Annotated in this window: 21 protein-coding genes and 1 pseudogene; 6 read left to right on the forward strand and 16 right to left on the reverse strand. The window is 72.5% G+C overall.

Annotated features, from left to right (window positions below; genetic code table 11):
* Nucleotides 1-55 precede the first annotated feature (55 nt).
* A complete protein-coding gene (gene lipB / locus ABZV31_RS02425) occupies nucleotides 56-853 on the reverse strand; it encodes a lipoyl(octanoyl) transferase LipB (RefSeq protein WP_355886952.1) in 798 nt (265 codons plus the stop codon).
* A 232-nt stretch (nucleotides 854-1085) separates the two neighbouring features.
* Between lipB and ABZV31_RS02430 the strand changes: the two genes are divergently transcribed.
* Nucleotides 1086-2573 carry a regulator gene (locus ABZV31_RS02430; protein WP_355886955.1) on the forward strand — a complete coding sequence of 496 codons (1488 nt, stop codon included), beginning with the start codon at nucleotides 1086-1088 and terminating at the stop codon, nucleotides 2571-2573.
* 155 nt (nucleotides 2574-2728) lie between these two features.
* Here the strand turns inward: ABZV31_RS02430 and ABZV31_RS02435 are convergent, their stop codons facing one another.
* Both ABZV31_RS02435 and ABZV31_RS02440 read right to left on the reverse strand, forming a co-directional pair.
* Nucleotides 2729-4120: an NAD(P)/FAD-dependent oxidoreductase gene (locus tag ABZV31_RS02435; RefSeq protein WP_355886958.1), complete on the reverse strand. Its 1392-nt coding sequence runs from the start codon at nucleotides 4118-4120 to the stop codon at nucleotides 2729-2731.
* A gap of 180 nt (nucleotides 4121-4300) precedes the next feature.
* Nucleotides 4301-5197, reverse strand: coding sequence for a TIGR01777 family oxidoreductase (locus ABZV31_RS02440; RefSeq protein ID WP_355886961.1), 897 nt, complete (start codon nucleotides 5195-5197; stop codon nucleotides 4301-4303).
* A 72-nt stretch (nucleotides 5198-5269) separates the two neighbouring features.
* On the opposite strand from ABZV31_RS02440, the gene ABZV31_RS02445 reads away from it, so the two are divergent.
* Entirely contained in the window at nucleotides 5270-5758 is a 489-nt protein-coding gene (locus tag ABZV31_RS02445) for a GNAT family N-acetyltransferase (protein WP_355886964.1), read from the forward strand.
* Between the two features lie 3 nt (nucleotides 5759-5761).
* Here ABZV31_RS02445 and ABZV31_RS02450 read toward each other — a convergent pair whose 3' ends face one another.
* A complete protein-coding gene (locus ABZV31_RS02450) occupies nucleotides 5762-6955 on the reverse strand; it encodes a MarP family serine protease (protein ID WP_355886966.1) in 1194 nt (397 codons plus the stop codon).
* Nucleotides 6956-7143: 188 nt separating this feature from the next.
* On the opposite strand from ABZV31_RS02450, the gene ABZV31_RS02455 reads away from it, so the two are divergent.
* The gene (locus ABZV31_RS02455) at nucleotides 7144-7944 is read left to right on the forward strand and encodes a peptidoglycan recognition protein (RefSeq protein ID WP_355886967.1); all 801 of its coding nucleotides are present in this window, start codon (nucleotides 7144-7146) and stop codon (nucleotides 7942-7944) included.
* 120 nt (nucleotides 7945-8064) lie between these two features.
* Nucleotides 8065-8295, forward strand: coding sequence for a hypothetical protein (locus ABZV31_RS02460; RefSeq protein WP_355886969.1), 231 nt, complete (start codon nucleotides 8065-8067; stop codon nucleotides 8293-8295).
* Between the two features lie 27 nt (nucleotides 8296-8322).
* Here the strand turns inward: ABZV31_RS02460 and ABZV31_RS02465 are convergent, their stop codons facing one another.
* The 7 genes from ABZV31_RS02465 to ABZV31_RS02495 all read right to left on the reverse strand — a co-directional run bounded on the left by ABZV31_RS02465 (nucleotide 8323) and on the right by ABZV31_RS02495 (nucleotide 18931).
* The gene (locus ABZV31_RS02465; RefSeq protein ID WP_355887577.1) at nucleotides 8323-8841 is read right to left on the reverse strand and encodes a DUF4240 domain-containing protein; all 519 of its coding nucleotides are present in this window, start codon (nucleotides 8839-8841) and stop codon (nucleotides 8323-8325) included.
* 72 nt (nucleotides 8842-8913) lie between these two features.
* Nucleotides 8914-9888: a WYL domain-containing protein gene (locus tag ABZV31_RS02470; protein WP_355886971.1), complete on the reverse strand. Its 975-nt coding sequence runs from the start codon at nucleotides 9886-9888 to the stop codon at nucleotides 8914-8916.
* A gap of 75 nt (nucleotides 9889-9963) precedes the next feature.
* Nucleotides 9964-12675, reverse strand: a complete 2712-nt coding sequence (gene aceE / locus ABZV31_RS02475) for a pyruvate dehydrogenase (acetyl-transferring), homodimeric type (RefSeq protein ID WP_355886973.1) — start codon at nucleotides 12673-12675, stop codon at nucleotides 9964-9966.
* A 300-nt stretch (nucleotides 12676-12975) separates the two neighbouring features.
* The gene (locus ABZV31_RS02480) at nucleotides 12976-13599 is read right to left on the reverse strand and encodes a GntR family transcriptional regulator (RefSeq protein ID WP_355886975.1); all 624 of its coding nucleotides are present in this window, start codon (nucleotides 13597-13599) and stop codon (nucleotides 12976-12978) included.
* 254 nt (nucleotides 13600-13853) lie between these two features.
* Complete coding sequence (gene sucB, locus ABZV31_RS02485) at nucleotides 13854-15707, reverse strand: 2-oxoglutarate dehydrogenase, E2 component, dihydrolipoamide succinyltransferase (RefSeq protein ID WP_355886977.1); 1854 nt, start codon at nucleotides 15705-15707, stop codon at nucleotides 13854-13856.
* A 62-nt stretch (nucleotides 15708-15769) separates the two neighbouring features.
* Nucleotides 15770-17158, reverse strand: a complete 1389-nt coding sequence (lpdA, locus tag ABZV31_RS02490; RefSeq protein WP_355886980.1) for a dihydrolipoyl dehydrogenase — start codon at nucleotides 17156-17158, stop codon at nucleotides 15770-15772.
* A gap of 246 nt (nucleotides 17159-17404) precedes the next feature.
* Nucleotides 17405-18931 carry a leucyl aminopeptidase gene (locus tag ABZV31_RS02495; protein ID WP_355886983.1) on the reverse strand — a complete coding sequence of 509 codons (1527 nt, stop codon included), beginning with the start codon at nucleotides 18929-18931 and terminating at the stop codon, nucleotides 17405-17407.
* A gap of 322 nt (nucleotides 18932-19253) precedes the next feature.
* On the opposite strand from ABZV31_RS02495, the pseudogene ABZV31_RS02500 reads away from it, so the two are divergent.
* A pseudogene (locus ABZV31_RS02500) lies at nucleotides 19254-20040 on the forward strand (endo alpha-1,4 polygalactosaminidase).
* Here the strand turns inward: ABZV31_RS02500 and ABZV31_RS02505 are convergent.
* Nucleotides 20000-20605, reverse strand: a complete 606-nt coding sequence (locus ABZV31_RS02505; RefSeq protein ID WP_355886985.1) for an RDD family protein — start codon at nucleotides 20603-20605, stop codon at nucleotides 20000-20002. The pseudogene ABZV31_RS02500 and the gene ABZV31_RS02505 sit on opposite strands and share 41 nt — an antisense overlap.
* Before the next feature lie 93 nt (nucleotides 20606-20698).
* Nucleotides 20699-21481: an adenosylcobinamide-GDP ribazoletransferase gene (locus ABZV31_RS02510; protein ID WP_355886988.1), complete on the reverse strand. Its 783-nt coding sequence runs from the start codon at nucleotides 21479-21481 to the stop codon at nucleotides 20699-20701.
* Between the two features lie 74 nt (nucleotides 21482-21555).
* On the opposite strand from ABZV31_RS02510, the gene ABZV31_RS02515 reads away from it, so the two are divergent.
* Nucleotides 21556-22320, forward strand: a complete 765-nt coding sequence (locus tag ABZV31_RS02515; protein ID WP_355886991.1) for a hypothetical protein — start codon at nucleotides 21556-21558, stop codon at nucleotides 22318-22320.
* On the opposite strand, the gene ABZV31_RS02520 is transcribed toward ABZV31_RS02515, so the two are convergent.
* The 3 genes from ABZV31_RS02520 to cobT form a co-directional block, all read right to left on the reverse strand.
* Entirely contained in the window at nucleotides 22260-22958 is a 699-nt protein-coding gene (locus ABZV31_RS02520) for a hypothetical protein (protein WP_355886994.1), read from the reverse strand. The genes ABZV31_RS02515 and ABZV31_RS02520 overlap by 61 nt on opposite strands.
* Complete coding sequence (locus ABZV31_RS02525) at nucleotides 22955-24751, reverse strand: phosphatidylglycerol lysyltransferase domain-containing protein (RefSeq protein WP_355886997.1); 1797 nt, start codon at nucleotides 24749-24751, stop codon at nucleotides 22955-22957. The genes ABZV31_RS02520 and ABZV31_RS02525 overlap by 4 nt, the downstream gene beginning before the upstream one ends.
* 245 nt (nucleotides 24752-24996) lie before the next feature.
* Nucleotides 24997-26094: a nicotinate-nucleotide--dimethylbenzimidazole phosphoribosyltransferase gene (gene cobT, locus ABZV31_RS02530; protein ID WP_355886999.1), complete on the reverse strand. Its 1098-nt coding sequence runs from the start codon at nucleotides 26092-26094 to the stop codon at nucleotides 24997-24999.
* Nucleotides 26095-26180: the final 86 nt, after the last annotated feature.

Consider the following 26180-nt stretch of genomic DNA (forward strand, 5'->3'; position numbering starts at 1 on the left):
TTGTCGGGCCCTACCGGTGAGCCCAACCTCAGGGCCCAAGGGCGCATTCCCGAGGTCAGGCGGTCGCCTTCTCGACGAGGCGCGGCTTCAGCTCCGCGTTCTCCAGGACGTCCCTCAGATGCCGCTCGACGACCGGCAGCACCTCGTCGATCGTCACGTCCCGGCCGAGCTCGTTGGCCAGGGAGGTGACGCCCGCGTCCCGGATCCCGCACGGGATGATCTTGTCGAACCAGGCGTTGTCCGGGTTCACGTTCAGCGCGAAGCCGTGCATCGTGACGCCCTTGGCCACCCGGATGCCGATCGCGGCGATCTTGCGGTCCTCGCGCCGCTGGCCCGCGTTGGAGGGGGCGTACTCCGGGCCGTTGAGCCGCGGGTCGAACTCCTCGTCGTTCAGGCGCGGGTCGAAGTCCAGGGCCAGCCCGCCGAGCGAGGGCCGCTGCTCCACCGGGTCGCCGAGCACCCACACCCCGCTGCGGCCCTCGACCCGGGTCGTCTCGAGGCCGAACTCCGCGCAGGTGCGGATCAGCGCCTCCTCCAGGCGCCTCACGTGCGCCACCACGTCCACCGGGCGCGGCAGCTTCTGGATCGGGTAGCCGACCAGCTGTCCCGGGCCGTGCCAGGTGATCTTGCCGCCGCGGTCCACATCGATGACCGGGGTGCCGTCGAGCGGACGCTCGCTGTCCTCCGTGCGCCGGCCCGCCGTGTAGACCGGAGGGTGTTCGAGGAGCAGCACGGTGTCGGGGATCTCGTCCGCGAACCGGGCCGCGTGCACCCGGCGCTGCTCGTCCCAGGCCTCCTGGTACTCCACGGCCTCGGCACCGAATCCCATGCGGACGAACCGCAACTCACTCACGGCAACGCCTCCCTGAAGGTCGTAAGGCGCGCGACGCGCCCACGCCACTGTACGTCCGGCCGTCACGCGTCAGCCCTGCGGGCAATCCTCACACGATCGGATGAATGCCCCTCGAAGTGTGCTACCGCCTGCTTACGCTCCGCTACATTCGCGCCGTTCATGAGGCCATAAGGGCTGCTCACAGGCAATCCGAGCATTTCAGGTGCCCGGAAGGCAGGAGACCGCACCGCAGATGACGGAACGACCCGCGCAGCGCACTCCCAACCGCCAGCTCGCCGCGCTCATCGCAGAAGCGGGATTCTCCAACGCAGGTCTGGCCCGTCGCGTCGACCAGCTCGGTCTGGAACACGGGCTGGACCTGAGATACGACAAGACATCGGTCACCCGGTGGCTGCGCGGACAGCAGCCCCGGGGCACCACGCCCGCGCTCATCGCGGAGGTCTTCACCCGGCGCCTCGGACGCCGCCTGACCACCCAGGACCTCGGCCTCGACGCCTGCGCCCCCGTGTACGCGGGGCTGGAGTTCGCCGCCACTCCGGAAGAGGCCGTGGACATCGTCAGCGGGCTGTGGCGCAAGGACTCCGGCAGCCATGCGGAGCTGCGGAAGATCGCCTTCACCCCGGCAGGGCTGGTCGTGCCCAGCCGGGACTGGCTGATCGGGCGGGCCGACGAGAAGGTCGCCCGCGGGGAGGCGCCCGCCCGGGTCCCCGCCCAGGGCCGCCCTCCCGCCAGGCCCCCCGCCAGGCCCCCCGCCCCGTCCGAGCAGGTGGTGCCCGCCATGCCCCGGCAGCGCGGCCAGGCCGAGCGCAGCCCCGGCCAGAGGGTCACCGCCGGCGACATCGCCGCGCTGAGCTCGGTCGGCGAGCTGTTCCGCACCCTCGACGACATGTACGGCGGCGGCCACGCCCGCCAGGCCCTCGTGCGCTACCTGGAGCACGAGTGCGAGCCGATGCTGCGCGGCACCTACGGCGAGCAGACGGGCCGCCGCCTGTTCGCGGCGGCCGCCGAGCTGACCCGGCTCGCGGGCTGGACGTCGTACGACATCGCCGCGCACGGTCTCGCCCAGCGCTACTTCGTGCAGGCGCTGCGGCTCGCGCAGGCCGCCGGGGACCGGCCCTACGGCGCGTACGTGCTGATCACCATGAGCCGGCAGGCCGTGTACCTGGTGCACGGGCGGGAGGCCGTCCAGCTCGCGCGCGTGGCCCAGCAGGGGCTCGGGAGCTCCGCCGCGCCCGCCGTCCAGGCACTGCTGCACGCCGCCGAGGCGCGCGGGCACGGGGTCCTGGGCGACGTGCGCGCCTGCACCGCCTCCCTGGTACGGGCCGAGCGCGCCCTCGAGGCCGCCCGGCCCGGCGACGAGGTGCCGTTCTGGGCGCGCCGCTTCGACGAGGCCCAGCTCGCCGACGAGTTCGGGCACTGCCACCGGGACCTGCAGCAGTACCGCGCCGCCGCCCAGCACGCCGAGCGCTCGCTCCAGCTGCGCGCCCCGGCGTACGCCCGCAGCCGCCTGTTGTGCCGGGTCGTGCTCGCCACCGCCCGGCTCGGCCTCGGCGACCTGGACCAGGCCTGCCAGCTGGGCGCCGAGGCGGCGGGACAGGCGGCCGAGATGCGGTCGGTCCGGGCGATCGAGTACGTCAGGGACTTCGAGCGCCGCCTGGAGCCGTACAAGGACGCGGCACCGGTGCGGAGCTACCGCGACAAGATCGCAGCGCTCCTGTGAGCGGTCACCCCCGACCGCCGCACCGGTGCGCACCCACGACGGCCGAGTCCGCACGACGGCCGAGTCCGCACAATGGCGCGTCCGCACGACGGCCGAGTGCGGCAGTGCCCGAGCGGTCGTACCCCCGTGACGCAAAGCCGCCCCGGTGAAACGGCTCAGGCCGCCCGTGCCGTCGGCAGCGGGTCCGCGACGTGCATCGACCTGCCGACCCCCAGATCCGCCAGGATCGCGGCCGACGCCCGGCGCGCCGAGTGCAGCGCCCCCTGGACCGTACTGGTGTCCCGATGATCGCCGCACACGTACAGGCCCGCCAGCAGCCGCACCGACCGCAGCAGGTCGTGCGGCGGCCGCATCGCGGGCACGGCCTCGGCGGTCTGGTGCACGGCGAGCGTCTCCCACCGCGAGGTCGAGGTGCCGTAGAGGCGGGAGAGGTGGATGCGTACGGCGGTGTCGACCTCGGCCGGGGGCGCGCCCAGGACCGTGGACGACACGAGGGTCCGGCCCGCCGGTGCGCGGGATGGGTCGACCCGGCTGACCACCGCCGTGTGTGCGACCGGCCCGCCGCGGTCCGCGTCGAGCAGCAGGAACGCGCCGGTCGCCGGCGGCTCGTCCGTCGTGTGGTGCACCACCGTCACCGGGTGGAAGCCGGGCACCCGCAGCCCGGGCAGCAGCTCGGCGGCGGCGCGCGCGTCGGTCGCGAGCAGGACGGCGCGGCAACGGATCTCGCCGTGCTCGGCGGTGGTCACCGACGTGGTGGAGACCGAGGTGACGCGGACGCCGGTGTGCACGGTGCCGAACGGCAGCGCGCGGGCGAGCAGCTCCGGCAGCACCTCGGCGCCGCCCTCCGGCAGACACAGCCGGCCGCTTGCGAAGGCGCGCAGCGCGAGGTCCGCGCAGCGGCTGGATGTGGTGAGGTCGGGGTCGCACAGCAGGGCGGCCAGCAGCGGACGGAGGAAGCCGTCGACGGTGCGGGCGGGCAGACCGCGGGCCGCCAGTGCCTGGGCGGCGGGCAACTCGTCGCGGGACAGGAGCCGTTCGACCGGCGTGGTGGCGATCCGGGCGAGCGCCGAGCCGAGCCGGGCCTGGTCCACGGCGGTGCCCAGCGGGGCGCCCGTCCGGATCCTGACGGCAGGGGCCGCACGCAGGACCCGGGCCCGGGCCCTGGGCGGGGCCGACGGCAGGGGGGCGCTCGCGAGGGCGCGCACGACGTGGAGTGCGCTCCTTGCGCTCCGGGCGCCCGCCGGGGCGCCCGCGCGGTGGTGCCGTCCGTCGCTGTGCAGCAGGACCCCCGGCGCGAAGGGGCGCAGCACGAGCGCGTCGAGCCCCGGGCTCAGATCCAGTTCGGGATACGACGTGGACAGCAACTGTCCGATCCGGTCGAGCCGGAACCCGTCGACCTTCTCCGTCGACATACGGCCGCCCACGTAAGGGGCGGCCTCCAGGACTGCGGTCGTTACTCCTGCGCTGGTCAGCCGATGCGCCGCCGAGAGTCCGGCGACCCCGGCTCCCACCACGACGACGTCCGCCTGGTACGCGGGCTCAAGCACGTGCCCCTCCTCGAGGTTGCGCGGCCGGTGGAGCAGTGATGCCCCCAACCGGCTTGAGAAATACCCGAGTTCGGGTCGAGGTTAGGGCTGTGATCGGTCAACGGCAGTCGCGCATCGACAGGGCACGGTCGCACGGCGGTCGCATACGGTCGCAAGGTGCCGCGAGTGAGGTCGCAGGCGTCACAGCGCCGCCCGGATCGCCCCCTCGATCTCCGGGAACGCGAACGAGAACCCCGACTCCAACAGGCGCTTCGGCACCACCCGTTGGCTGCCCAGCACGTCCTCGGCCATCTCGCCGAGCGCCAGCCGCAGCGCGGGCGCAGGCACAGTGAAGGGTGTCGCCCGGTGCAGCACCCGCCCCATCGCCGCGGTGATCTCACGGTTCGTCAGCGGGGTGGGAGCGGTCAGGTTGAATGGCCCCGACAGGTCCTCGGTGTCGATGAGGTGACGGAGCGCGGCCACCTCGTCGTGCAGCGCGATGAACGACCAGTACTGCCGGCCGTCGCCCATCCGCCCGCCGACCCCGGCCCGGAACAGCGGGAACAGCCGCCCCCACGCCCCGCCCTCGCGGGCCACGACCAGCCCGGTGCGCGCGAACACCGTCCGCACGCCCGCCTCCTGCGCGGCGGCCGTGGCCTCCTCCCACTCCACGCACAGCGCGGGCAGGAAACCCTCCCCGGGCGGCGCGTCCTCGTCGACGGTCCGGTCGCCGGTGTCGCCGTAGAAGCCGATCGCGCTGCCGCTGACGAAGACCCGCGGCGGCTGATCGAGGGAGGCGATCGCCTCGGCGAGCGCGGCCGTGCCGAGCACCCGGCTGTCGCGGATCGTTCTCTTGTAGGCGTCCGTCCAGCGGTGGTCGCCGATCCCGGCGCCCGCGAGATTGACCACGGCGGCGCAGCCGGCGAGCCCGGCCGCGTCCACGTACTGTCTCCGGGGGTCCCAGCAGACCTCGTCCTCGCTCCGGGCCGAGCGGCGCACCAGTCGCACCACCTCGTGCCCGTCCGCGGCCAGGGACCGCACCAGTGCGCTGCCGATGAGACCGGATGCGCCGGCCACCGCGATTCGCAAACGTTGCATGCCACCATCCTGCCGGGCGACGGCGCGAAAAACCCGACGGGGCGCTCGCATTTCCGACGTAGGGTGACCCCCATGCCGGCTCCGTACATACGCAACGCCGCGCTCGACGACGAGGACGCTCTCGGCCGACTCGACCGCGCGACCTGGTCCTACCTGCACGAGGTCACACCGCCGCCGCAGCAGCCGTACGAGCCCTTTTTCAGGGAGCGTTCCGTGCCCCGCGACCACCTGGTCGCCGAATTCGACGACCGCCTCGTGGGCTACATCCGTCTCGGCTTCGCCACCGAGCTGGCGTCGAACCGGCACGTACGGCAGATCCGCGGACTGGCCGTGGCCGAGGAGGCCCGCGGCAAGGGCGTCGGCCGCGCTCTGCTGCGCGCCGCCGTCGAGGAGGTCCGCCGTCAGGGCGCCCGCCGCATCAGCCTGCGGGTGCTGGGCCACAACACCGCGGCCCGCAAGCTCTACGAGTCCGAGGGCTTCGTCGTCGAGGGCGTACAGCCCGAGGAGTTCTACCTGGACGGCGTGTACGTCGACGACGTGCTCATGGGGCGCCCCCTGTGACAGTCAGGACGTGACCAGCTCGCCCGTGTCCACCGGCGCCGTCGCCCTCGCCGCGCGCTGCGCGTCCGGGGCGACCTCGGCGGCCGTCAGGACGTACCCCGTCTCGTTGTCCGAGGTGGAGCGGGCGAAGACGACGCCGAAGACGCGGCCGTCGGTGGTCAGCAGCGGTCCGCCGGAGTTGCCGGGGCGGACGGTGGAGCGGATCGAGTAGATCTCGCGGGTGACCGCGGCGTCGTTGTAGATGTTCTGGCCCGTCGCCCGCATCCGGTTCGCGACCGTCGCCGCCTGGAGGTTCAGGTCGCCGTCCTGCGGATAGCCCGCGACCACGGCCGAGTCGCCGCGCGCGGCGACGGCGTCGAAGCGCAGGACGGGGGCGTTCAGGCCGGGGACGTAGAGCACGGCCACGTCCCTGTCCGGGTCGAAGAGCACCACCCGCGCCTGGTACGACCGCCCGAGGCCCCCGACCCGCACGGTCGGGTGGTCGATGCCCGCCACCACGTGCGCGTTGGTCATCACGTGCCGCGCCGCGTACACGAAGCCGCTGCCCTCGCGGCCCTGGCTGCCCGAGGCGCCCTCGATCTTGACCGTGCTGAGCTCGGCGGCGTTCGTGGCGCTCGCCGTCACGCTGTCGCCGGAGGGCTTGGCGACGCCCGCCGTCGGCTCGTTCTCGAACGGGTTGAAGACCTGCGGGAAGCCCGCCTCGGTGAGCGCGGAGGTGGCCCGCGAGAACCAGGCGGGCGTGGTGTCCGGCATCGCGTTCTGCACGGCGCCGAGCAGCGTCGAGTCGCGTATCGCCGTCGTCACCAGTGGGGAGGAGGAGGCGCCCAGGACGCTCGCGGCCACCCACGCCACGATCAGCACGGCGACCGAGTTGGCGGCGGCCCCGCCGATCCCGTCGGCAGCCCTGAGCGGACCCCGACCGGCACGGTCCAGCTCGCGCCGCAGCCTGACCGCGAGGCGCCCTGCCAGCTCGTGTCCCACCACCGCCGGGACCAGCACCGTGAGCACGGCGGTCACCGTCGCCGCGGTCGTCCCGCGGGCCACGAAGTCCATCACCCACGGCAGGATCCACACGCCGACGACCGCGCCGCCCACGAACCCGGCCAGCGAGACGCAGCCGGCCACCAGTCCGCGCCGGTAGCCGGACGCCGCGTAGACGAGGATCACCAGCATCAGCAGGACATCGAGCAGGTCCACCCAAGCCGCCTTTCTCTCGGACCCCTAAGTACGCGTGGGACGTGCCCGGTGATCAGCCACACGTGCGCAGGAGCGGGAACCGGCCACGTGTGCGTGTATCCCCAGAAACGTCCTGGACCAGGACGATGGTTCCACCGGGTGGCACAGCACACATCGCGGGCGGACCGGATCGGGCCGACAGTGAGGTCATGCGTGGTGTGGGAGGAGCCCGGCAGGCAAGGGCACGGCGTCCGGGACGGCTGAGCCGCGGCGCCGTGGTACTGCTCGGCTGCCTGCCGGCGGCCGCCGCCGTCGGCGCGATGCTGCTGTACGCGCGCGGCGACGACCTCACGGTGACCGAGCCCGCGCAGACGGTCGAGGTCCGCTCCCCCGAGCACGGCGCGCCGAAGCCGCGCATCGTGCCGCGGTCCGCCTGGCTGGGCGCCAGCGCGCACCCGCAGCCGCCCCCGGACTACGACGACAAGGTCGTCGCCGTCTTCGTCCACCACACCGAATCGCCCAACGGGTACGCGTGCGCCGACGCCCCGAGCATCATCCGCCACCTGTACGCGGGCCAGACCGGCGCCGAGCGGTGGGACGACATCGGCTACAACTTCCTCGTCGACCGCTGCGGCACGATCTACGAGGGCCGCGCGGGCGGCGTCGACCGTCCCGTCACCGGCGCCCACACCCAGGGCTTCAACCACCGCACCGTGGGCATCGCGGCCATCGGCACGTTCACGGCCGGGGCCCCGGTGCCGCGGAGCATGACCGACGCGATCGCCGCGCTGGCCGCCTGGAAGCTGGGCCTGGCCGACATCGACCCGCGCTCCAGTGCCCGCCTGGTCTCCACCAGCGACCTCAGCCGATACAGGGCCGGCACCACGGCGACGCTCCCCGCCCTCGCCGGCCACCGGGACGGCTACAGGACCAGTTGCCCGGGAGCAGCCCTGACGGCACGTCTCCCGGCGGTCAGACAGGCCGCGGCGCGGCTGCAGGGGCGGAGGTGAGCCCGGCGGACGACGTCCTGCCCCGAGCGATCCACAGGAACGGCACAGCCGTCGCGCAGGGTTTTCAGATCCCGGCGCCCTACGGTCGGGTACCGCACAAGCCGACTGGAGGTGGGGAAGATGAGCAGCAGTCGTACCCGGAGCAGGGAGAAGACGGCCGGATGGACCGCGGCCGTGCGCAGCCCCTGGACGGTGGTCCGCGCGGTCGCGACGGTCGTCCTCGGCCCGGCCGCGGTCACGGCGTCCGCCCTCGGCCAGGCCAACGCGGCACCGCTCCACCAGGCGGTGAAGGCCGACCGGACGCAGGCGTACATCCCGTCGGACACGGGCCGGCGCCGGGCGGCGGCGTGACGCGCCCGTGAGCCTCCGGCCCACTCCCTACTCCCGGAAGCGGTCCCACAGCTTGGGGTACCGCTGGGCGAGCACCCCGTCGTCCTCGAAGTCGACCGGCGTGCCCTCCGGCTCCGCCGGGGCGGGCGGGATGCCGAGGTCGGGGGCGACGGTGCCGGTGAGCTGTTCGTAGGCCTCGTCCGCCGCGTAGCCGAGCTCCTCGCCGTCGCCGTCGATCTCCTCGTCGAAGTCGTCCAGCAGGTCGGCGAGCGTGTCCGGGTCGTGCAGGGCGCCCTCGAAGACCTCCCGGCCCTGGCCGATCAGCCAGCACCGGAAGAAGTCGAAGGCGTCGTCGCTCGCCCCGTCGAGCAGCACCCAGGCGGCGCCCCACAGATCCCAGCGGTAGGCGCGGTTGTAGCGGGACTCGAAGTGACGGGCGAAGTCCAGGACCTGCTCCGGGTCCAGCGCGAGCAGCCGCTCGACGAGTAGGTCGGCCTGCTCCTCGGGGTCGCCCCCGGCGGCCTCGCGGGTGGCGTCGATCAGCTCCCAGAACTCCGTCTCGTCCATCACGGGTCAAGCATCGGGCCTCGGGCCAAGGGGCGCACGTGGAGTGAGGCGGATTGTTATGGGCGGTACGGCTTATGGGCGGTACAGCGCGGCGAGCCGTGTCGCGTCGCGCGCGAAACGCGCCCGCAGCGACTCGGGGGCCAGCACCTCCACCTCCGGCCCGAGCGCCGTGAGCTGGGTGTGGGCCACCTCCTCGGACTCCACTGGCAAGGTCACCGTCACCCGCCCCCGCTCGTCGGGGGGACCGGCGGTCTTCAGCGCCTCCCCGGCCGACAGCGCGTCGACGGCGTACGGCAGTCTCCGCACGCCCTCCTCGGACAGCCGCACCACGACCTCGGCCCGCAGGATGGACCGCGCGAACTGCTCGGCCCGCTCCTCCCAGAAGGCGGGCAGGTCGAACTCCCCATCCCGCTCGAAGCGTTCTTCGCAGGCGTCGACGGCGGTGAAGCGGTCGATCCGGTACACCCGGAAGGAGCCGTGCCCCGCGACCCGGGCGCACAGGTACCACACGCCCGCCTTCAGCACGAGCCCGTACGGCTCCAGCCGCCGCTCGACCTCGTCCTCCCCGCGCCGGTAGCGCGCGGTGATCCGCCGGTCGTCCCACACCGCGTCCGCGACCGCCGGCAGCAACTCGGGCGTCTTCGGCTCCCGGAACCAGTTGGGCGCGTCCAGATGGAACCGCTGCGCCGCGGTGCGGGACGCGTCGCGCAGGGAGGGCAGCAGCGCCGCGGACACCTTCAGCCGGGCGGCGGAGGCGGCGTCCTCCAGCCCCATCTCCCTGAGCGCCCCCGGTACGCCGCTGAGGAACAGCGCCTCGGCCTCGCTGCGGGCGAGCCCGGTCAGCCGCGTCCGGTACCCGCCGACGAGCCGGTACCCCCCGGCCCGCCCCCGGTCGGCGTACACCGGCACCCCCGCATCCGACAACGCCTGCGCGTCCCGTGTCACGGTCCGCTCCGACACCTCCAGCTCGCGGGCGAGTTCGGCGGCGGTCATGGAGGGCCGGGACTGAAGCAGCAGCACCATCTTGATGAGCCGGGCAGCGCGCATGGGTTCATGATGCCGGGAGGCGCCGACAACGAAGGGGTACGGCAGCAGCCGTACCCCTTCACCGGACCTCGTGTCTTACAGGCCGTACTTCTCCCGCGCCTCCTTGACCGCCGAGGCCTTCACCTCGCCGCGCCGGGCGAGCTGGGCCAGGGCGGCGACGACGATCGACTGGGCGTCGACGCCGAAGTGGCGGCGGGCGGCCTCGCGGGTGTCCGACAGGCCGAAGCCGTCGGCGCCCAGGGAGGAGTAGTCCTGCTCGACCCACTGCGCGATCTGGTCCGGGACCTGGCGCATGTAGTCCGAGACCGCGAGGACCGGGCCCTCGGCGCCCTGGAGCGCCTGGCGGACGTACGGCACGCGCTCCTCGCCCCGCAGCAGCGCCGCGTCGGCCTCCATGGCGTCCCGGCGCAGCTCGCTCCAGGACGTCGCGGACCACACGTCCGCGGCCACGCCCCATTCCTCGGCGAGCAGCTTCTGGGCCTGAAGCGCCCAGTGGATCGCCGTCCCGGAGCCCAGCAGCTGGATCCGCGGGGCGTTCGCGGTGACCGAAAGCCCCGCCGACTCGGCCGTGTTGAAGCGGTACAGGCCCTTGACGATGCCCTCGTCGATGCCGAGGCCCGACGGCTTCGCGGGCTGCGGCAGCGGCTCGTTGTAGACGGTCAGGTAGTAGAAGACGTTCGGGTCCTCACCCGGCGCCGCCTCGCCGTACATGCGGCGCAGACCGTCCTTGACGATGACCGCGATCTCGTACGCGAACGCCGGGTCGTACGTCAGCGCGGCGGGGTTCGTCGCCGCGATCACCGGCGAGTGGCCGTCCGCGTGCTGCAGGCCCTCGCCCGTCAGTGTCGTACGGCCGGCGGTGGCGCCGACGAGGAAGCCGCGGCCGAGCTGGTCGCCGAGCTGCCACATCTGGTCGGCGGTGCGCTGCCAGCCGAACATCGAGTAGAAGATGTAGAACGGGATCATCGGCTCGCCGTGCGTCGCGTACGACGTCGAGGCGGCGATGAAGTCGGCCATCGAACCGGCCTCGGTGATCCCCTCGTTGAGGATCTGGCCGTTCCTGGCCTCCTTGTAGTACATCAGCTGGTCGCGGTCGACCGGCTCGTACGTCTGGCCCTTGGGCGAGTAGATGCCGAGGGACGGGAACAGCGACTCCATGCCGAAGGTGCGCGCCTCGTCGGGGACGATCGGCACCCAGCGCCTGCCCGTCTCCTTGTCGCGGACCAGGTCCTTGACCAGGCGCACGAAGGCCATGGTGGTCGCCACGTTCTGCGAGCCGGAGCCCTTGTCGAAGGAGGCGAAGGCCTTCTCGGCGGGCGCGGGCAGCGGCGCGACCGGGTGCACGCGGCGGGCCGGGGCCGGGCCGCCGAGGGCCGCGCGGCGCTCCTGGAGGTAGCGGACCTCGGGGGAGTCGGCGCCCGGGTGGCCGTAGGGCACCACGCCGTCGACGAACTGGCTGTCCGAGATGGGCAGCTCCAGCAGGTCACGCAGCTGCTTGAACTCGTCCACCGACAGCTTCTTCATCTGGTGGTTGGCGTTCTTCGACGCGAAGCCCTTGCCGAGGGTGTGGCCCTTGACCGTCTGGGCCAGGATCACCGTCGGGGCGCCCTTGTGCTCCAGGGCGGCCTTGTACGCGGCGTACACCTTGCGCGGCTCGTGACCGCCGCGCGAGAAGTGGAAGCACTCGAGGATCTTGTCGTCGCTCAGCAGCTTCGCCATCTCGACGAGCGCCGGGTCCTTGCCGAAGAAGTCCTCGCGGATGTAGGCGGCGTCGCGGGTCTGGTACGTCTGGACCTGCGCGTCCGGCACCTCGCGCAGCCGGCGTACCAGCGCGCCCGTGGTATCGAGGGCGAACAGCTCGTCCCAGGCCGAGCCCCACAGCGTCTTGATGACGTTCCAGCCGGCGCCGCGGAACTGGGCCTCCAGCTCCTGCACGATCTTGAAGTTGGCGCGGACCGGGCCGTCGAGCCGTTGCAGGTTGCAGTTGATGACGAAGGTGAGGTTGTCCAGCTCCTCACGGGCGGCGAGCGCGAGGGCCGCCGTCGACTCCGGCTCGTCCATCTCGCCGTCGCCGAGGAAGGCCCAGACGTGGGACGCGGAGACGTCCTTGATGCCGCGGTTGGTGAGGTAGCGGTTGAACCGCGCCTGGTAGATCGCGGAGAGCGGGCCGAGGCCCATCGACACCGTCGGGAACTCCCACAGCCAGGGCAGGCGGCGCGGGTGCGGGTAGGAGGGCAGGCCGCCTCCGCCCGCCTCCCGGCGGAAGTTGTCGAGGTGCTGCTCGTTCAGGCGGCCGTCGAGGAAGGCACGGGCGTAGATGCCGGGGGAGGCGTGGCCCTGGATGTAGAGCTGGTCGCCCGAGCCGGGGGCGTCAGGGGAGTCCTTGCCCTTGAAGAAGTGGTTGAAGCCGGTCTCGTACAGCCAGGCCGCGGAGGCGAAGGTGGCGATGTGGCCGCCGACGCCGTATTTCGAGCCACGGGTCACCATCGCGGCCGCGTTCCAGCGGTTCCACGCGGTGATGCGGCGCTCCATCTCCTCGTCACCGGGTACGGCCGGCTCGGCAGCGGTGGGGATGGAGTTGACGTAGTCGGTCTCGAGGAGCTTGGGCAGGGCGACGCCGGTGCCCTCGGCGCGCTCCAGCGTGCGGCGCATCAGGTACGCGGCACGGTGCGGCCCGGCCGCCTTGGCGACGGCGTCCAGGGAGGCCTGCCATTCGGCGGTCTCCTCCGGGTCGCGGTCCGGGAGCTGGTCGAGCTCGCTCGGCTGGATGGCGTTGGGGTCGGTCATGTCGCCGCCTTCCTCAGTCGAAGGGGGTTCCCTCATCGGTAAGGGATCGGGGGTGCCCTTGGTCTTTGGCAGGACAGGGCGTGAGGCTCTGGGGAAGCCCGTCGGCGACTTTAACCCCCTGATCGATGATCGATCAAAGGGTTGAGGGGCAAAACCTCTTGATCCCGAGAAAGTAGGCACCCGGTGCCTCCGACAGGGACACCGGGTGCCGCTCGTTTCGGGGGTTTTCGCAGGTGAGGCCGCGCTTGAGCGGCGGTGTGCTCCGGTGTTCGGCGCCTTGTTTGCGGCGGAGCAAGGTGTTCAGGCTCGTGGGGCGCAGCCGAGGACGTGGGCCTTCACGATGTCCGCGATGCGCGGGTCCCGCCTGCTGAAGGCGGCCACCAGCTCCTCGTGCTCCTCGGCGTACGACTGCTGGACCGTCCCCAGCCAGCGGATCGACAGCGCCGTGAAGACCTCGATGCCCAGGCCCTCCCAGGTGTGCAGCAGCACCGAGTTGCCGGCCGCGCGGACCAGCTCGCGGTGGAAGGCCACCGTGTGCCGGACCTGCGCCGTGCCGTCGGACCTGCGGTCGGCCTCGTACAGCGCGGCGACATGCGGCTCCAGGGCCGAGCAGTCCTCCGCCAGCTTCTCGGCCGCCAGCTCCGCCGCGATGGCCTCCAGGCCGGCCCGGACGGGGTAGCTCTCTTCCAGGTCGGCGGCCGTCAGATTCCGTACCCGCACGCCCTTGTTCGGCGCCGACTCGATCAGCCGCAGCGACTCCAGCTCGCGCAGCGCCTCCCGCACCGGCGTCTGGCTGACCTCCAGCTCGGTCGCGATCCGTCGCTCGACGATCCGCTCACCCGGCTTCCAGCGCCCGCTGACGATCCCCTCCACGATGTGCTCGCGGATCTGCTCGCGCAGCGAGTGGACGACGGGCGCGGTCATTGAGGGCTCCTTAGGGAGGGGCTCAGAGTCCAGTGCAGCGGCCCGAAGGGCCTCGTCGAGGGGTGGCGGTCGGGCGGCGGGCGGGGACCCCGGGGGGCGTTTGACGATTAGACAATACGGCCGGTAGCCCCCCGAGGAAGGGCGCATACGGCCGCTTTCCTGCAGGTGAGACGAGGCTTACACGACGGACGGCGCCCCCGCCCCGGAAAGCTCCGGGGCGGGGGCGCCGTGAAAGCCGGTCACCTGCCGGTGGCTCAGAGCCCGAGCTCGACCTCGAACTCGCCCGCCTCCAGGATCGCCTTGACCGCCGTCAGGTAACGGGCCGCGTCGGCGCCGTCCACCAGGCGGTGGTCGTAGGAGAGAGTCAGGTAGGCCATGTCGCGGACGCCGATGACCGTGCCCTCCTCCGTCTCGATGACGGCCGGGCGCTTGACCGTGGCGCCGATGCCGAGGATCGCGACCTGGCCCGGCGGCACGATGATCGTGTCGAACAGCGCGCCGCGCGAACCGGTGTTGCTGATGGTGAAGGTCGCGCCGGACAGCTCGTCCGGGGTGATCTTGTTGGCCCGGACCTTGCCCGCCAGCTCGGCCGTGGCCTTGGCGATGCCGGCGATGTTGAGGTCGCCCGCGTGCTTGATGACCGGGGTCATCAGGCCCTTCTCGGAGTCCACCGCGATACCGATGTTCTCGGTGTCGAAGTAGGTGATGGTCCCCTCGGCCTCGTTGATCCTGGCGTTGATGACCGGGTGGGCCTTCAGCGCCTGGGCGGCGGCCTTGACGAAGAACGGCATCGGGGAGAGCTTGACGCCCTCGCGCGCCGCGAACGCGTCCTTGGCCTGGGCGCGCAGGCGCATCAGGCGGGTCACGTCGACCTCGACCACCGAGGACAGCTGGGCCTGCTCGTGCAGGGCCTTGACCATGTTGTCGCCGATGACCTTGCGGATCCGCGGCATTTTGACGGTCTGGCCGCGCAGCGGGGAGGCCTCCAGGACCGGCGCCTTCCTGGCGGCGGAAGGAGCGGCCGCGGCCGGAGCAGCAGCAGCGGCGGCGGCCTTCGCGGCCTCGGCCGCGGCGAGGACGTCCTGCTTGCGGATGCGGCCGCCAACGCCGGTGCCCTTGACGGTGGACAGGTCGACGCCGTTCTCGGCGGCGAGCTTGCGCACCAGCGGGGTCACGTACGCGCCCTCGTCGGTCGCCTGGGCGGCGGCCGGGGCAGCCGGGGCGGCCGGTGTGACCGGGGCGGCCGGTGTGACCGGGGCGGGGGCGGGCGCCGGAGCGGACGGCACCGGCTGGGGGGCCGGGGCGGTCTGCTGCTGCGGGGCCGGAGCCGTGGGCGCCTGCGGAGCCGGGGCGGCGGGAGCCGGAGCCGGGGCGGCCGGAGCAGCGGGGGCCGGGGCGGCAGCCGGGGCCGGGGCCTCGGCGGCGGGAGCCGGAGCCGGGGCGGCCGGGGCCGGAGCGGCCGCGGGAGCGGCACCCGGCTGGCCGATGACGGCGAGCTTGGCGCCGACCTCGGCGGTCTCGTCCTCGCCGACCACGATCTCGAGCAGCACGCCGGAGGCGGGCGCCGGGATCTCGGTGTCGACCTTGTCGGTGGAGACCTCGAGCAGCGGCTCGTCGGCCTCGACGGTGTCGCCGACCGACTTCAGCCAGCGGGTGACGGTGCCCTCGGTGACGGACTCGCCGAGCGCGGGCAGGACCACGTCCGTGCCCTCGGCGGAACCGCCGCCGAAGGCGGCCTCGGCGGTCGGAGCCGGAGCGGGGGCGGCCTGCTCGGCGGCGGGGGCGGCCGGGGCGGCCGTCGGGGCCGGCGCCTGCTCGGCGGCCGGAGCGGACTCGGCGGCGGGGGCCGGGGCAGCCGCGGGGGCGCCGGAGCCGTCGTCGATGACGGCCAGCTCGGCGCCGACCTCGACGGTCTCGTCCTCGGCGACCTTGATGGAGGCCAGCACACCGGCCGCGGGCGAGGGGATCTCGGTGTCGACCTTGTCGGTCGATACCTCGAGCAGCGGCTCATCGGCCTCGACGCGTTCGCCCTCGGCCTTCAGCCAGCGGGTGACAGTGCCCTCGGTGACGCTCTCACCGAGCGCCGGAAGGGTTACGGAAACCGCCATGGTTTCGGTTGCTCCTAACGAATTGCGGAAGTCTGTGTCGTCGCGCCCGATGACTGAAGGCGTCAGTCGTGGGAGTGGAGGGGCTTGCCGGCCAGGGCCAGGTGGGCCTCGCCGAGCGCCTCGTTCTGCGTCGGGTGGGCGTGGATGAGCTGGGCGACCTCGGCCGGCAGCGCCTCCCAGTTGTAGATCAGCTGGGCCTCGCCGACCTGCTCGCCCATGCGGTCGCCGACCATGTGGACGCCGACGACGGCACCGTCCTTGACTCGGACGAGCTTGATCTCGCCCGCGGTCTTGAGGATCTTGCTCTTTCCGTTGCCCGCCAGGTTGTACTTCAGAGTGACGACCTTGTCCGCGCCGTAGATCTCCTTGGCCTTGGCCTCGGTGATGCCGACGGAGGCGACCTCGGGGTGGCAGTAGGTCACCCGCGGGACACCGTCGTAGTCGATCGGAACGACCTTCAGACCCGCCAGACGCTCCGCCACCAGGATGCCCTCGGCGAAGCCGACGTGCGCGAGCTGGAGCGTCGGGACGAGGTCACCGACGGCGGAGATGGTCGGGACGTTGGTCCGCATGTACTCGTCGACGAGGACGTAGCCGCGGTCCATGGCGACCCCGGCCTCCTCGTAGCCCAGGCCCTGGGAGACCGGGCCGCGGCCGACGGCGACGAGGAGGACCTCGGCCTCGAACTGCTTGCCGTCGGCGAGGGTGACCTTGACCCCGTCCTGGGTGTACTCGGCCTTCTCGAAGAAGGTGCCCAGGCTGAACTTGATGCCGCGCTTGCGGAAGGCGCGCTCAAGAAGCTTCGAGCTGTTCTCGTCCTCGACCGGGAGGAGGTGCTTCAGGCCCTCGATGATGGTGACGTCGGCACCGAAGGACTTCCACGCGGAGGCGAACTCGACGCCGATGACGCCGCCGCCCAGGATGATCGCGGACTTCGGCACGCGGTCCAGGACGAGGGCGTGGTCGGAGGAGATGATGCGGTCGCCGTCGATCTCCAGGCCCGGCAGCGACTTCGGCACGGAGCCGGTCGCCAGGAGGATGTGACGGCCCTGGATCCGCTGGCCGTTGACATCCACGGAGGTCGGGGAGGACAGCCGGCCCTCACCCTCGATGTAGGTCACCTTGCGGGAGGCGATCAGACCCTGCAGGCCCTTGTACAGGCCCGAGACGACCTCGTCCTTGTACTTGTGCACGGCCGGTACGTCGATGCCCTCGAAGCTGGCCTTGACGCCGAACTGCTCGCTCTCGCGGGCCTGGTCGGCGATCTCGCCCGCGTGCAGCAGGGCCTTGGTGGGAATGCATCCCCGGTGCAGGCAGGTGCCGCCGACCTTGTCCTTCTCGATCAGGGCGACGTCCAGGCCCAGCTGCGCCCCGCGCAGGGCCGCGGCGTAACCACCGCTACCACCGCCGAGGATCACTAGGTCGAAAACGGTGCTGGCGTCGTTCGCCACGTCACGTCCTCCATGCATGTGCGCCGTGCGCCGGTCTCCGATGACCGGCAGGCGGCTGGTGTCCGGCCGCTGTTGCTTCGGCCCTTCGGTGGGGGCCCTGTCCTGCCGAGAACCCATCTTCGCACTTGTCGGGAGTGGACGAGACGCGGGGCCGCGGTGTGAGACATACCACCCAGTGATCGCAACAGGACAAAACGGCCCCGGGTGCGAAAGGCACCCGGGGCCGTTACGGCATAGGAATGAACCTCAGCCCAGGTCACCCGCGGCCGTGAGCTCGGCGAGACGCACCAGCGTGCGCACTCCGCTGCCCGTGCCGCCCTTCGGGGTGTAGCCGAAGGGACCCTGCTCGTTGAAGGCCGGGCCGGCGATGTCGAGGTGCGCCCAGGTGATGCCCTCGCCGACGAACTCGCGCAGGAACAGACCGGCGACCAGGCCGCCGCCCATCCGCTCGCCCATGTTGGCGAGGTCGGCGGTGGGGGAGTCCATGCCCTTGCGCAGGTGCTCCGGCAGCGGCATCGGCCAGGCCTCCTCGCCGACCTCCTCGGCGGCCTCGTGGATCGCGGTGCGGAACGCGTCGTCGTTCGCCATGATCCCGAAGGTGCGGTTGCCGAGCGCCAGCACCATCGCGCCGGTCAGGGTCGCCACGTCCACGATCGCGTCCGGCTTCTCCTCGGACGCGGCCCACAGCGCGTCCGCCAGGACGAGCCGGCCCTCGGCGTCGGTGTTGAGCACCTCCACCGTCTTGCCGCTGTACATGCGCAGCACGTCGCCCGGACGGGTGGCGGAGCCGGAGGGCATGTTCTCGGCCAGCGCCAGCCAGCCGGTGATGTTGACCTCCAGGCCGAGGCGGGCGGCCGCGACGACGGCGGCGAACACGGCGGCCGCGCCGCTCATGTCGCACTTCATCGTCTCGTTGTGGCCGGCCGGCTTGAGCGAGATGCCGCCCGAGTCGTAGGTGATGCCCTTGCCGACGAGGGCCAGGTGCTTCTTCGCCCTGGAGTTGGTGTACGACAGCTTCACCAGCCTCGGCGCCGACGCCGAGCCGGCGCCGACGCCGAGGATTCCGCCGTAGCCGCCCATGGCGAGCGCCTTCTCGTCGAGCACCTGCACCTTCAGGCCGTGCTCCTTGGCCGCGGCCTGCGCGATCGCGGCGAACGCCTGCGGGTTGAGGTCGTTCGGCGGGGTGTTGATCAGGTCGCGGGCGCGGTTGAGCTCCTCGGAGACGGCCTTGGCGCGCTCGACCGCCGCCTTGTACGCCTTGTCGCGGGGCTTGCCGCCGAGCACGGCGACCTCGGCGAGCGGGGCCTTGCCGTTCTTCGCCTTCGGGTCCTTGCCGTTGACCTTGTACGCGTCGAAGGAGTACGCACCGAGCAGCGCACCCTCAGCGATCGCACCGGCGTCGGCGGCGTCCGCGAGCGGCAGGGCGAAGGCGGCCTTCTTCGCGCCGACGAGGGTGCGGGCGGCCACGCCGGCGGCCCGCCGCAGTGCCTCGGCGCCGTACTCGGCGTCCTTCTCCGGCTGCGCGCCGAGGCCCACCGCCACCACAAGCGGGGCCTTGAAACCGGACGGCGCGGGCAGCTTCGTCACCTCGCCCTCGGCACCGGAGGCACCGAGGGTCTCCAGGACGTCGGCGAGCTTGCCGTCGTACGCCTTGTCGACGGCCTCGGCGCCCGGTGCGACGACCGGGCCCTTGGTGCCCTTGGCGACACCGATCACGATCGCGTCGGCCCGCAGGCCGGGCGCCGCGGCGGTGCTGAGAGTGAGAGCAGTCACGGTGGTGAAATCTCGCTTCCCTATGAAAGATGGTGTGGCCGAATGCGGGTGGGTCGACCGGGCCCGACAACCGACCCTAGATCCCTCCTGCGGTGCGGTCTTTACCTGGGCAGGTAAACACCCGGCACGAGCCTACGCGCGGTGCGTCCGCGGTCCGTCCCGCGGGCGTTCACCTGACCGATGGCGTCGTCGCCACATCCCGATCCTCGCACCCGGTGACCCGAGCCACTTACGCCGGGTTCCGACGAGCGGCCCGCTCGTGCCGGACCATCGGCGATCATCCTTGGGTACACCGCCGCACACGCATCCTGGAGCCCGCCCGGTGAGACGCCCGATCCTGCGCCCCCTCCTGCTGAGCGCCTCGCTTCTGCTGCTCGCGGGCTGCACCGGGCACCCCGACGGCAAGCCGGGCGCCGAGCGCCGGCGGCCGCGTCCGTCCCGGGGCCAGCCGGCAGTGGCAGCTCAGCGGCCTCGACACCTCCGTCGACGCGGCGGTGTACGACATCGACGGCTTCGACCACTCCGGGGCGACGGTCGCCGCGCTGCACCGCAAGGGCCGCAAGGTCATCTGCTACGTCTCGACCGGCGCCTGGGAGGAGTTCCCCCCGACGCGAAGAAGTCCCCAAGTCGGTCCTGGGCGCGGCAACGGCTGGAAGGGCGAGCGCTGGCTCGACATCCGCCGCACCGACGTACTGGAGCCGCTGATGGCGGCCCGCCTCGACATGTGCCGCAGGAAGGGCTTCGACGCGGTGGAGCCGGACAACGTGGACGGCTACCGCAACCGCACCGGCTTCCCGCTGACGGCCTCCGACCAGCTCCGCTACAACCGCCTCATCGCCCAACTGGCGCACGACCGGGGCAGGTCGGTCGGACTGAAGAACGACCTCGGCCAAATCCCGCAGCTGGTACGGGACTTCGACGCGGTCGAAGAACAGTGCGCCCAGTACGGCGCATGCGCGGCCCTGAAGCCCTTCGTCGCGGCCGGCAAGGCGGTGTTCCACGTCGAGTACGAACTGCCGACGAGCCGCTTCTGCCCGCAGTCCCGCCGCCTGAAGCTGAGCTCACTGCTCAAGAAGTACGAACTGGGGGCGTGGCGCCGGGCGTGCTGAGCCCGAGCCCGGTGACCGCCGTGTCCGCCAGCCGGTCGGCCAGCGACCGTCGGCCGGGGAAGAGGACCGGCAGGGCGTTGAGGAAGAAGACGGCCACGGCCACCGCCCACACCAGCACCGACAGCAGGAACTGGCCCTCGATCAGCAGGACGCGGGCCACGGCGTACACGGCGACGTCGGCCGTCGTGGTGACCGCGGCCCGCAGGGCGGCCCGGCGCGGGAGACTCGGGGTGACCTTCAGACCGAGCAGCCCCTGGCCGAGAGTGCGGCCGACGAGGGCGAGGCAGGCCCACTGGTAGAGGAAGGTGACCAGGGTCAGCAGCCCGAAGGCCTCCTCCACGTACAGCACCGCCTTGTCCCACAGCGACAGCCCGAGGTGCTCCGAGGCGCTGATCACGTCGCCGCGCGAGGTGATCAGGTCGAAGCCGCTCCGGGTGGCGAGCTCGGGCACGTCGGTGACGAGCGCGGACATCCGGTGGAAGGTGAGCACGGCGAGCGCCGAGGCCGCCGCGACCACCAGCGCGAAGTCGATGAACCAGGCCACGGCACGGCGCAGTTTCGGCACAGACGTCCCCCGATCATGATTGTGTCTGTTCGGCGGATCAGCGTAGCGGCGGGACGGGGGCGCCCGGAGGGGCCGATGGGGGATCGTTTCGTTTCACCCCAGTGACAGAACGACCAGCGCCGCGGTCGCCGCGGTCTCGGCGAGGCCGCCGAAGACGTCACCGGTCACGCCCCCGAAGCGACGCGTGCAGTGGCGGAGCAGGAGCTCGGCGACGGCGGCGGAGAGGACGACGGCCCCTGCGGTACGGACGCTGCCGTACGCCCCGAAGAACGCACCCCCGGCGGCCGCCGCCCCGGTGACCAGCAGGGCCGCGCCCAGCGCCCCGCGCCCCGGAACCACCCCCGCGACGGCGGCCCCCAGCCCCTCCGGCCGGGCGGCCGGCACCCCGGCGCGCGCGGCCAGGGTGAGCGCGAGGCGGGCGGCGGTCGCCGAGACGACGGCGGCGAGCGCGCCCCGGGCCCACGAGCCGTCGTAGGCCTGCGTCAGGGCGCCCACCTGAGCCAGCAGCACGAACACCAGCGTGATCACCCCGAACGGGCCGATGTCCGACTGCTTCATGATCCGCAACGCGTCCTCGGCGGGCTTGCCGCTGCCGAGCCCGTCCGCGGTGTCGGCGAGCCCGTCGAGATGCAGACCGCGGGTCAGCACGGCGGGTACGGCGGCGGTGGCGACGGCGGCGAGCAGAGGGCTCGCCCCGAGGAACAGCAGCAGCAGGCCGACGGCGGCGGCGACCGCCCCGGCCACGAGCCCGACGACCGGCGCGCAGAGCATTCCCCCGCGCGCGGCCTCACGGTCCCAGCGACTCACCTTGACCGGGAGGACGGTGAGGGTGCCGAAGGCGAACCGGAGACCGTGCAGGGGCGGGATCTTGGACACGCGGGCAGACTACGGGACCGCCGCCCGTCGGCAGCGGGCAGGCAGCGTACCGATAAAACCGGCAAACTAGATGCATGGGGCACTGGCTGGAGCGGAACATCATCGAACCCGGCAAACTGCCCCTGCTCCTCGCCCTCACCGCCTTCGTCCTCACCTTCGTGATCACCCGGACCATCACCCGCCTCATCCGCGCCGGCAAGGGCCCCTTCGGCAATGTCAAGGCAGGCGGCCTGCACATCCACCACGTCGTCCCCGGCGTCGTCCTCACCGTCGTCGGCGGCTTCGGCGCGGTCGCCAGCAGCCACCACAGCTTCGGCTCGGCCGCCTTCGCGGTCGTCTTCGGCATGGGCGCGGGCCTCGTCCTGGACGAGTTCGCGCTGATCCTGCACCTGGACGACGTCTACTGGAGCGAGGCGGGCCGGCAGAGCGTCGAGGTCGTCGTCCTCACCGCGGCCCTGGTCGGCCTGGTCCTCGCCGGGTTCTCCCCGTTCGGCGTCAACGACCTGTCCACGGGTGAGCTCCAGGACCGCGGCACGGTCATCGCCATTGTCGCCGTGAACTTCCTCTTCTCCCTCGTCGCCCTCGGCAAGGGCAAGGTCCGCCTCGCGGTCTTCGGCGTGATCGTCCCCGTCGTCGCCCTCCTCGGCGCCGTCCGCCTGGCCCGCCCCGGCTCCCCGTGGGCCAAGCGCTTCTACCGCCGCCGCCCGCGCGCCCGCGCCCGCTCCAGCCTGCGCGCCTACCACCACGACCGCCGCTGGTCGGGGCCCCGCCGCGCGTTTCAGGACTGGATCGGCGGAAAGCCGGACGCGGAGCGGGCCCGTCTGCCCGGCCCCCGGTGACGTACCGCCGAGAGCAGGCACACCAGCGCCACGCCTGCGATCGCCGCCAGGTGCTCCTTGCCGGCCAGGTTCTCCTTCACCCCCACCTCGATCGCCATCGCCGCGACCACCGCGCCCGCCGTGACGTACGCCCCGTAGCGCCAGCCGAGGTACACCGCGAGACCCACTACGGCCGCCGACGGACCGGTGTCCACGACCTGCGCGTCCGTGCCGGGCAGCCCCAACGGGTGGTGCGGCCCGAGTGCGATGCCGATGCGCGCGTAGAGCGTGCCGGCGAGCGTGGCGACGTAGGCGATGGCGAGCGTCTGCCACCAGCCCAGGCAGATCTCGGCGATCCCGAGGACGAACAGGATCTGCGCCAGCGCGCCCCACACCGGCAGGTCCAGCGCCGGCATGAACAGCGACAGCGGGGTGCGCAGCAGGGCGAGCCACAGCGGTTCCTCGGCCCGTACGGACCCGATGTCCTGCACGAACCCATAGCCCCAGGACTGGTTCTGCACGAACTGCAGCACCGCCGTCAGACACACCGCCCCGATCGTCATCGGGATCGCCCGCGGACCCAGCTTCAGCAGCGGCTCGCGCACGGTGACGTACAGAAGCCCCCATTCGGCGCGGGCCCAGCGGGCGAGCCTGGTCATCTGTGCGTCTCCAGGTGCTTGCGGTGCAGCCACTTCGGCAGTCCCGGAGCCTCCAGGAACCCCTCCGCGCGCGCCGACGCGAGGCCGATGCGCAGCAGGTCCGCGCTCTTTTCGAAGAGCAGGAACCTCGGTTCCCAGATGGGCCGGTACTTGGCGTTGGCGCGGTACAGCGACTCGATCTGCCACCAGCGCGAGAAGAAGCTGAGGAGCGACCGCCACAGCCTCAGAACCGGCCCGGCGCCGAGGCGTGCGCCACGTTCGAAGACCGACCGGAACATGGCGAAGTTGAGGGAAACCTGGGTGATCTCGATCTCTCGGGCACGGCGCAGGAGTTCGAGCACCATGAACTCCACCAGCCCGTTCTCGGCGTGGCGGTCGCGCCGCATCAGGTCCAGGGACAGCCCGTGCGGCCCCCACGGCACGAAGGAGAGCAGGGCCCGCAGGTCGCCCCGCGCGTCGTGGCACTCCAGCATCACGCACCGGCCGTCCTCCGGATCCCCGAGCCGGCCCAGCGCCATGCTGAACCCGCGCTCGGTGGCCCCGTCCCGCCAATCGTCCGCCCGCTCGACCAGGTACGCCATCTCGTCGGCCGGGATGTCCTCGTGGCGCCGGATGCGCACGGTGTACCCGGCCCGCTTCACGCGGTTGCAGGCCTGCCGCACGGTCCGCATGGCCCGGCCCTCCAGCGTGAACTCGGCGACCTCCACCAGGGCCTCGTCGCCGAGTTCGAGGGCGTCCAGCCCGTGCCGCGCGTACACCGTCCCGGCCTCCGCGCCCGCCCCCATCACGGCCGGAATCCACCCGTGCGCACGCGCCTCGGCCAGCCACGGCTCGATGGCGCCGGGCCAGGCCTCGGGGTCGCCCATCGGATCCCCGGAGGCCAGGGACACCCCGCCCACCACGCGATAGGCGACGGCCGCCTTGCCGGTCGGCGACCAGCACACGCTCTTCTCCCGCCGCAGCGCGAAGTAGCCGAGCGAGTCCCGCTCGCCGTGCCGCTCCAGCAGGGCCCGCAGCCGCTTCTCGTCGTCCTCGGTGAGCGCATCGACGGCGCGTCGGGAGCGGAAGGCGGCGTACACGACGGCGAGCACCAGGGCGGTGGAGAGCACGTTGATCGCGACGTTGGCCCAGTTCGGCGTCTCGACGCCGGGGAAGCGGGACTCCGCGCCGGCGACCGAGACCAGCCGCAGCGTGCCGTAGTGCCAGCGCTCCCCGAATGTCGAACGCGCCGCGTCCGGCGCCTGGTTGGTGACCGTCACCAGCAGCGCGGCGAGCAGCGAGGAGACCAGCAGCCCGCCCACCGCGACGGCGGCGGCGAGCCTGGGGTTGGACCGGTCGCCCTTGGCGTAGAAGGCGCGCCGCCCGAGGAGCAGCGCGGCGATGAAGGCGGCGGTGAGGACCAGGGAGATCCAGTTCTGCGCGGACTGGCGGATCTCCGGGAACGTCATCGCGAAGGCGAACAGCGCCAGGAACGGTCCGCTGAGCCCGAGGTTGAGGATCCACGCCGCCCGCTTGCGGCGCCGCATGGTGATGGCCAGGAACGCCGTGAACACACCGGAGGCGAAGCCGGCGGTCAGCAGGTACGGCGTGAAGAGGTTCTCCTGGTTGTGCCGGCGCACGTCCTGCCCCAGGGAGACCCACACCGCGCTGAGGAAGTTGACGAACGCGACGGCCCGCAGATACCAGACGGCGAACGTGGCCGCCCGCCGCGAAACGGTGGTGCACCGCCTGCGCGTGCTGCCCGGCCGGGCCGGAGGCGCTTCCTGTTCCGCGGCAATTCGGGCATCTCTCATAAGAGGGGATCATATGGGCGCCACCCCGGCGAATCGCTCTTTTCGCCTGCCCGCCTACTCCACCTGTCTTCCTGGTCCGCCGACCGGACTTTTCCGCCGGTCGGCTGGTTCCGCCGCGACGGCGGGCAACCGGGACGGCGCGGCTGGGGGTCCCCCCCACGCCCTGAAGGCAGTGGGGGAGGTGCCGAACCGGCCGTCCCCCGACTCCTCCTCCTACTCCTCCGGTACTCCTCCGGCTCCTCCTCCTACTCCTCCTCCTGCTCCTCCGGCTCCTTCACCTCCGGCTCCATCGAATCCTCCGCCCGCTCGGGAAGCTCGGCGGCCAACGCGGCAGCGGCCTGCACCAGCGGCAACGCCAACAGCGCCCCCGCCCCCTCCCCGACGGTCACCCCCTGGTCGAGCAGCGGTTCCAGCGCCATCCGGTCCAGCGCCTTCGCCTGCCCCGGCTCGCCGCTGTTCTGCCCGGCCAGCCACCAGTCCGGCGCCCGGAACGCCACCCGCTGCCCCACCAGAGCACACGCGGCCGACACGACCCCGTCCAGGATCACCGGCAGCTTCCGCACCGCACACTGCAGCAGGAAGCCGGTGATCGCGGCGAGGTCGGCCCCGCCCACCGTCGCCAGCAGCTGCAACTGGTCCCCGAGCACGGGCCGGGCCCGCCGCAGCGCGTCCCGGATCGCCCCGCACTTGCGCATCCACGCCAGGTCGTCGATCGCCTCACCCCCGCGCCCGGTCACCACGGACGCGTCCGTCCCGCACAGCGCGGCGATCAGCACGGCCGCCGGCGTGGTTCCGCCCACGCTCACATCGCCGAGCACCACCAGATCCGTACCGGAGTCGGCCTCCTCGTCGGCCACCGCGACCCCGGCCCTGAACGCGGCCTCCGCCTCCTGAAGGGTCAGCGCGTCCTCGACGTCGATGCGCCCGCTGCCGCGCCGCACCCGGTGCCGTACGACGTCCTCGGGCAGCGCGTCCGGCGCGCAGTCCAGCGCCATGTCGACCACCCGCACCGGCACGCCGAGCCGCCGGGCCAGCACGGACACGGGCCGGCCGCCTTCCAGAACCGCCCGCACCAGCTGCTCGGCACCGCCCGCGGGACGCTTCGAGACGCCGAGTTCGGCCACCCCGTGGTCACCGGCGAACAACACCGCTCGCGGCCGTTCCACCGGCCGCACCGGCACGGCGCCCTGCGCCGCGGCCAGCCACTCACCCAGGTCGTCGAGGCGGCCCAGCGACCCGGGCGGCACGATCTGACGCTCCCGGCGCGCCTCGGCATCACGGCGCACACCGCCGTCGGGACGCTCGATCAGATCGGTGAAGTCGTCGAGATTAAGCGAGCTCATTCGCCGAACAGTACCGGCCCTGATCGAACAGAGCCGCGCCACATCGCCACCACACCCCCACGACGTGATTGCACCCAAGATCCCGA

This window comes from Streptomyces sp. NPDC005202 (assembly GCF_040608235.1).
In the GTDB taxonomy this organism is placed as follows: domain Bacteria; phylum Actinomycetota; class Actinomycetes; order Streptomycetales; family Streptomycetaceae; genus Streptomyces.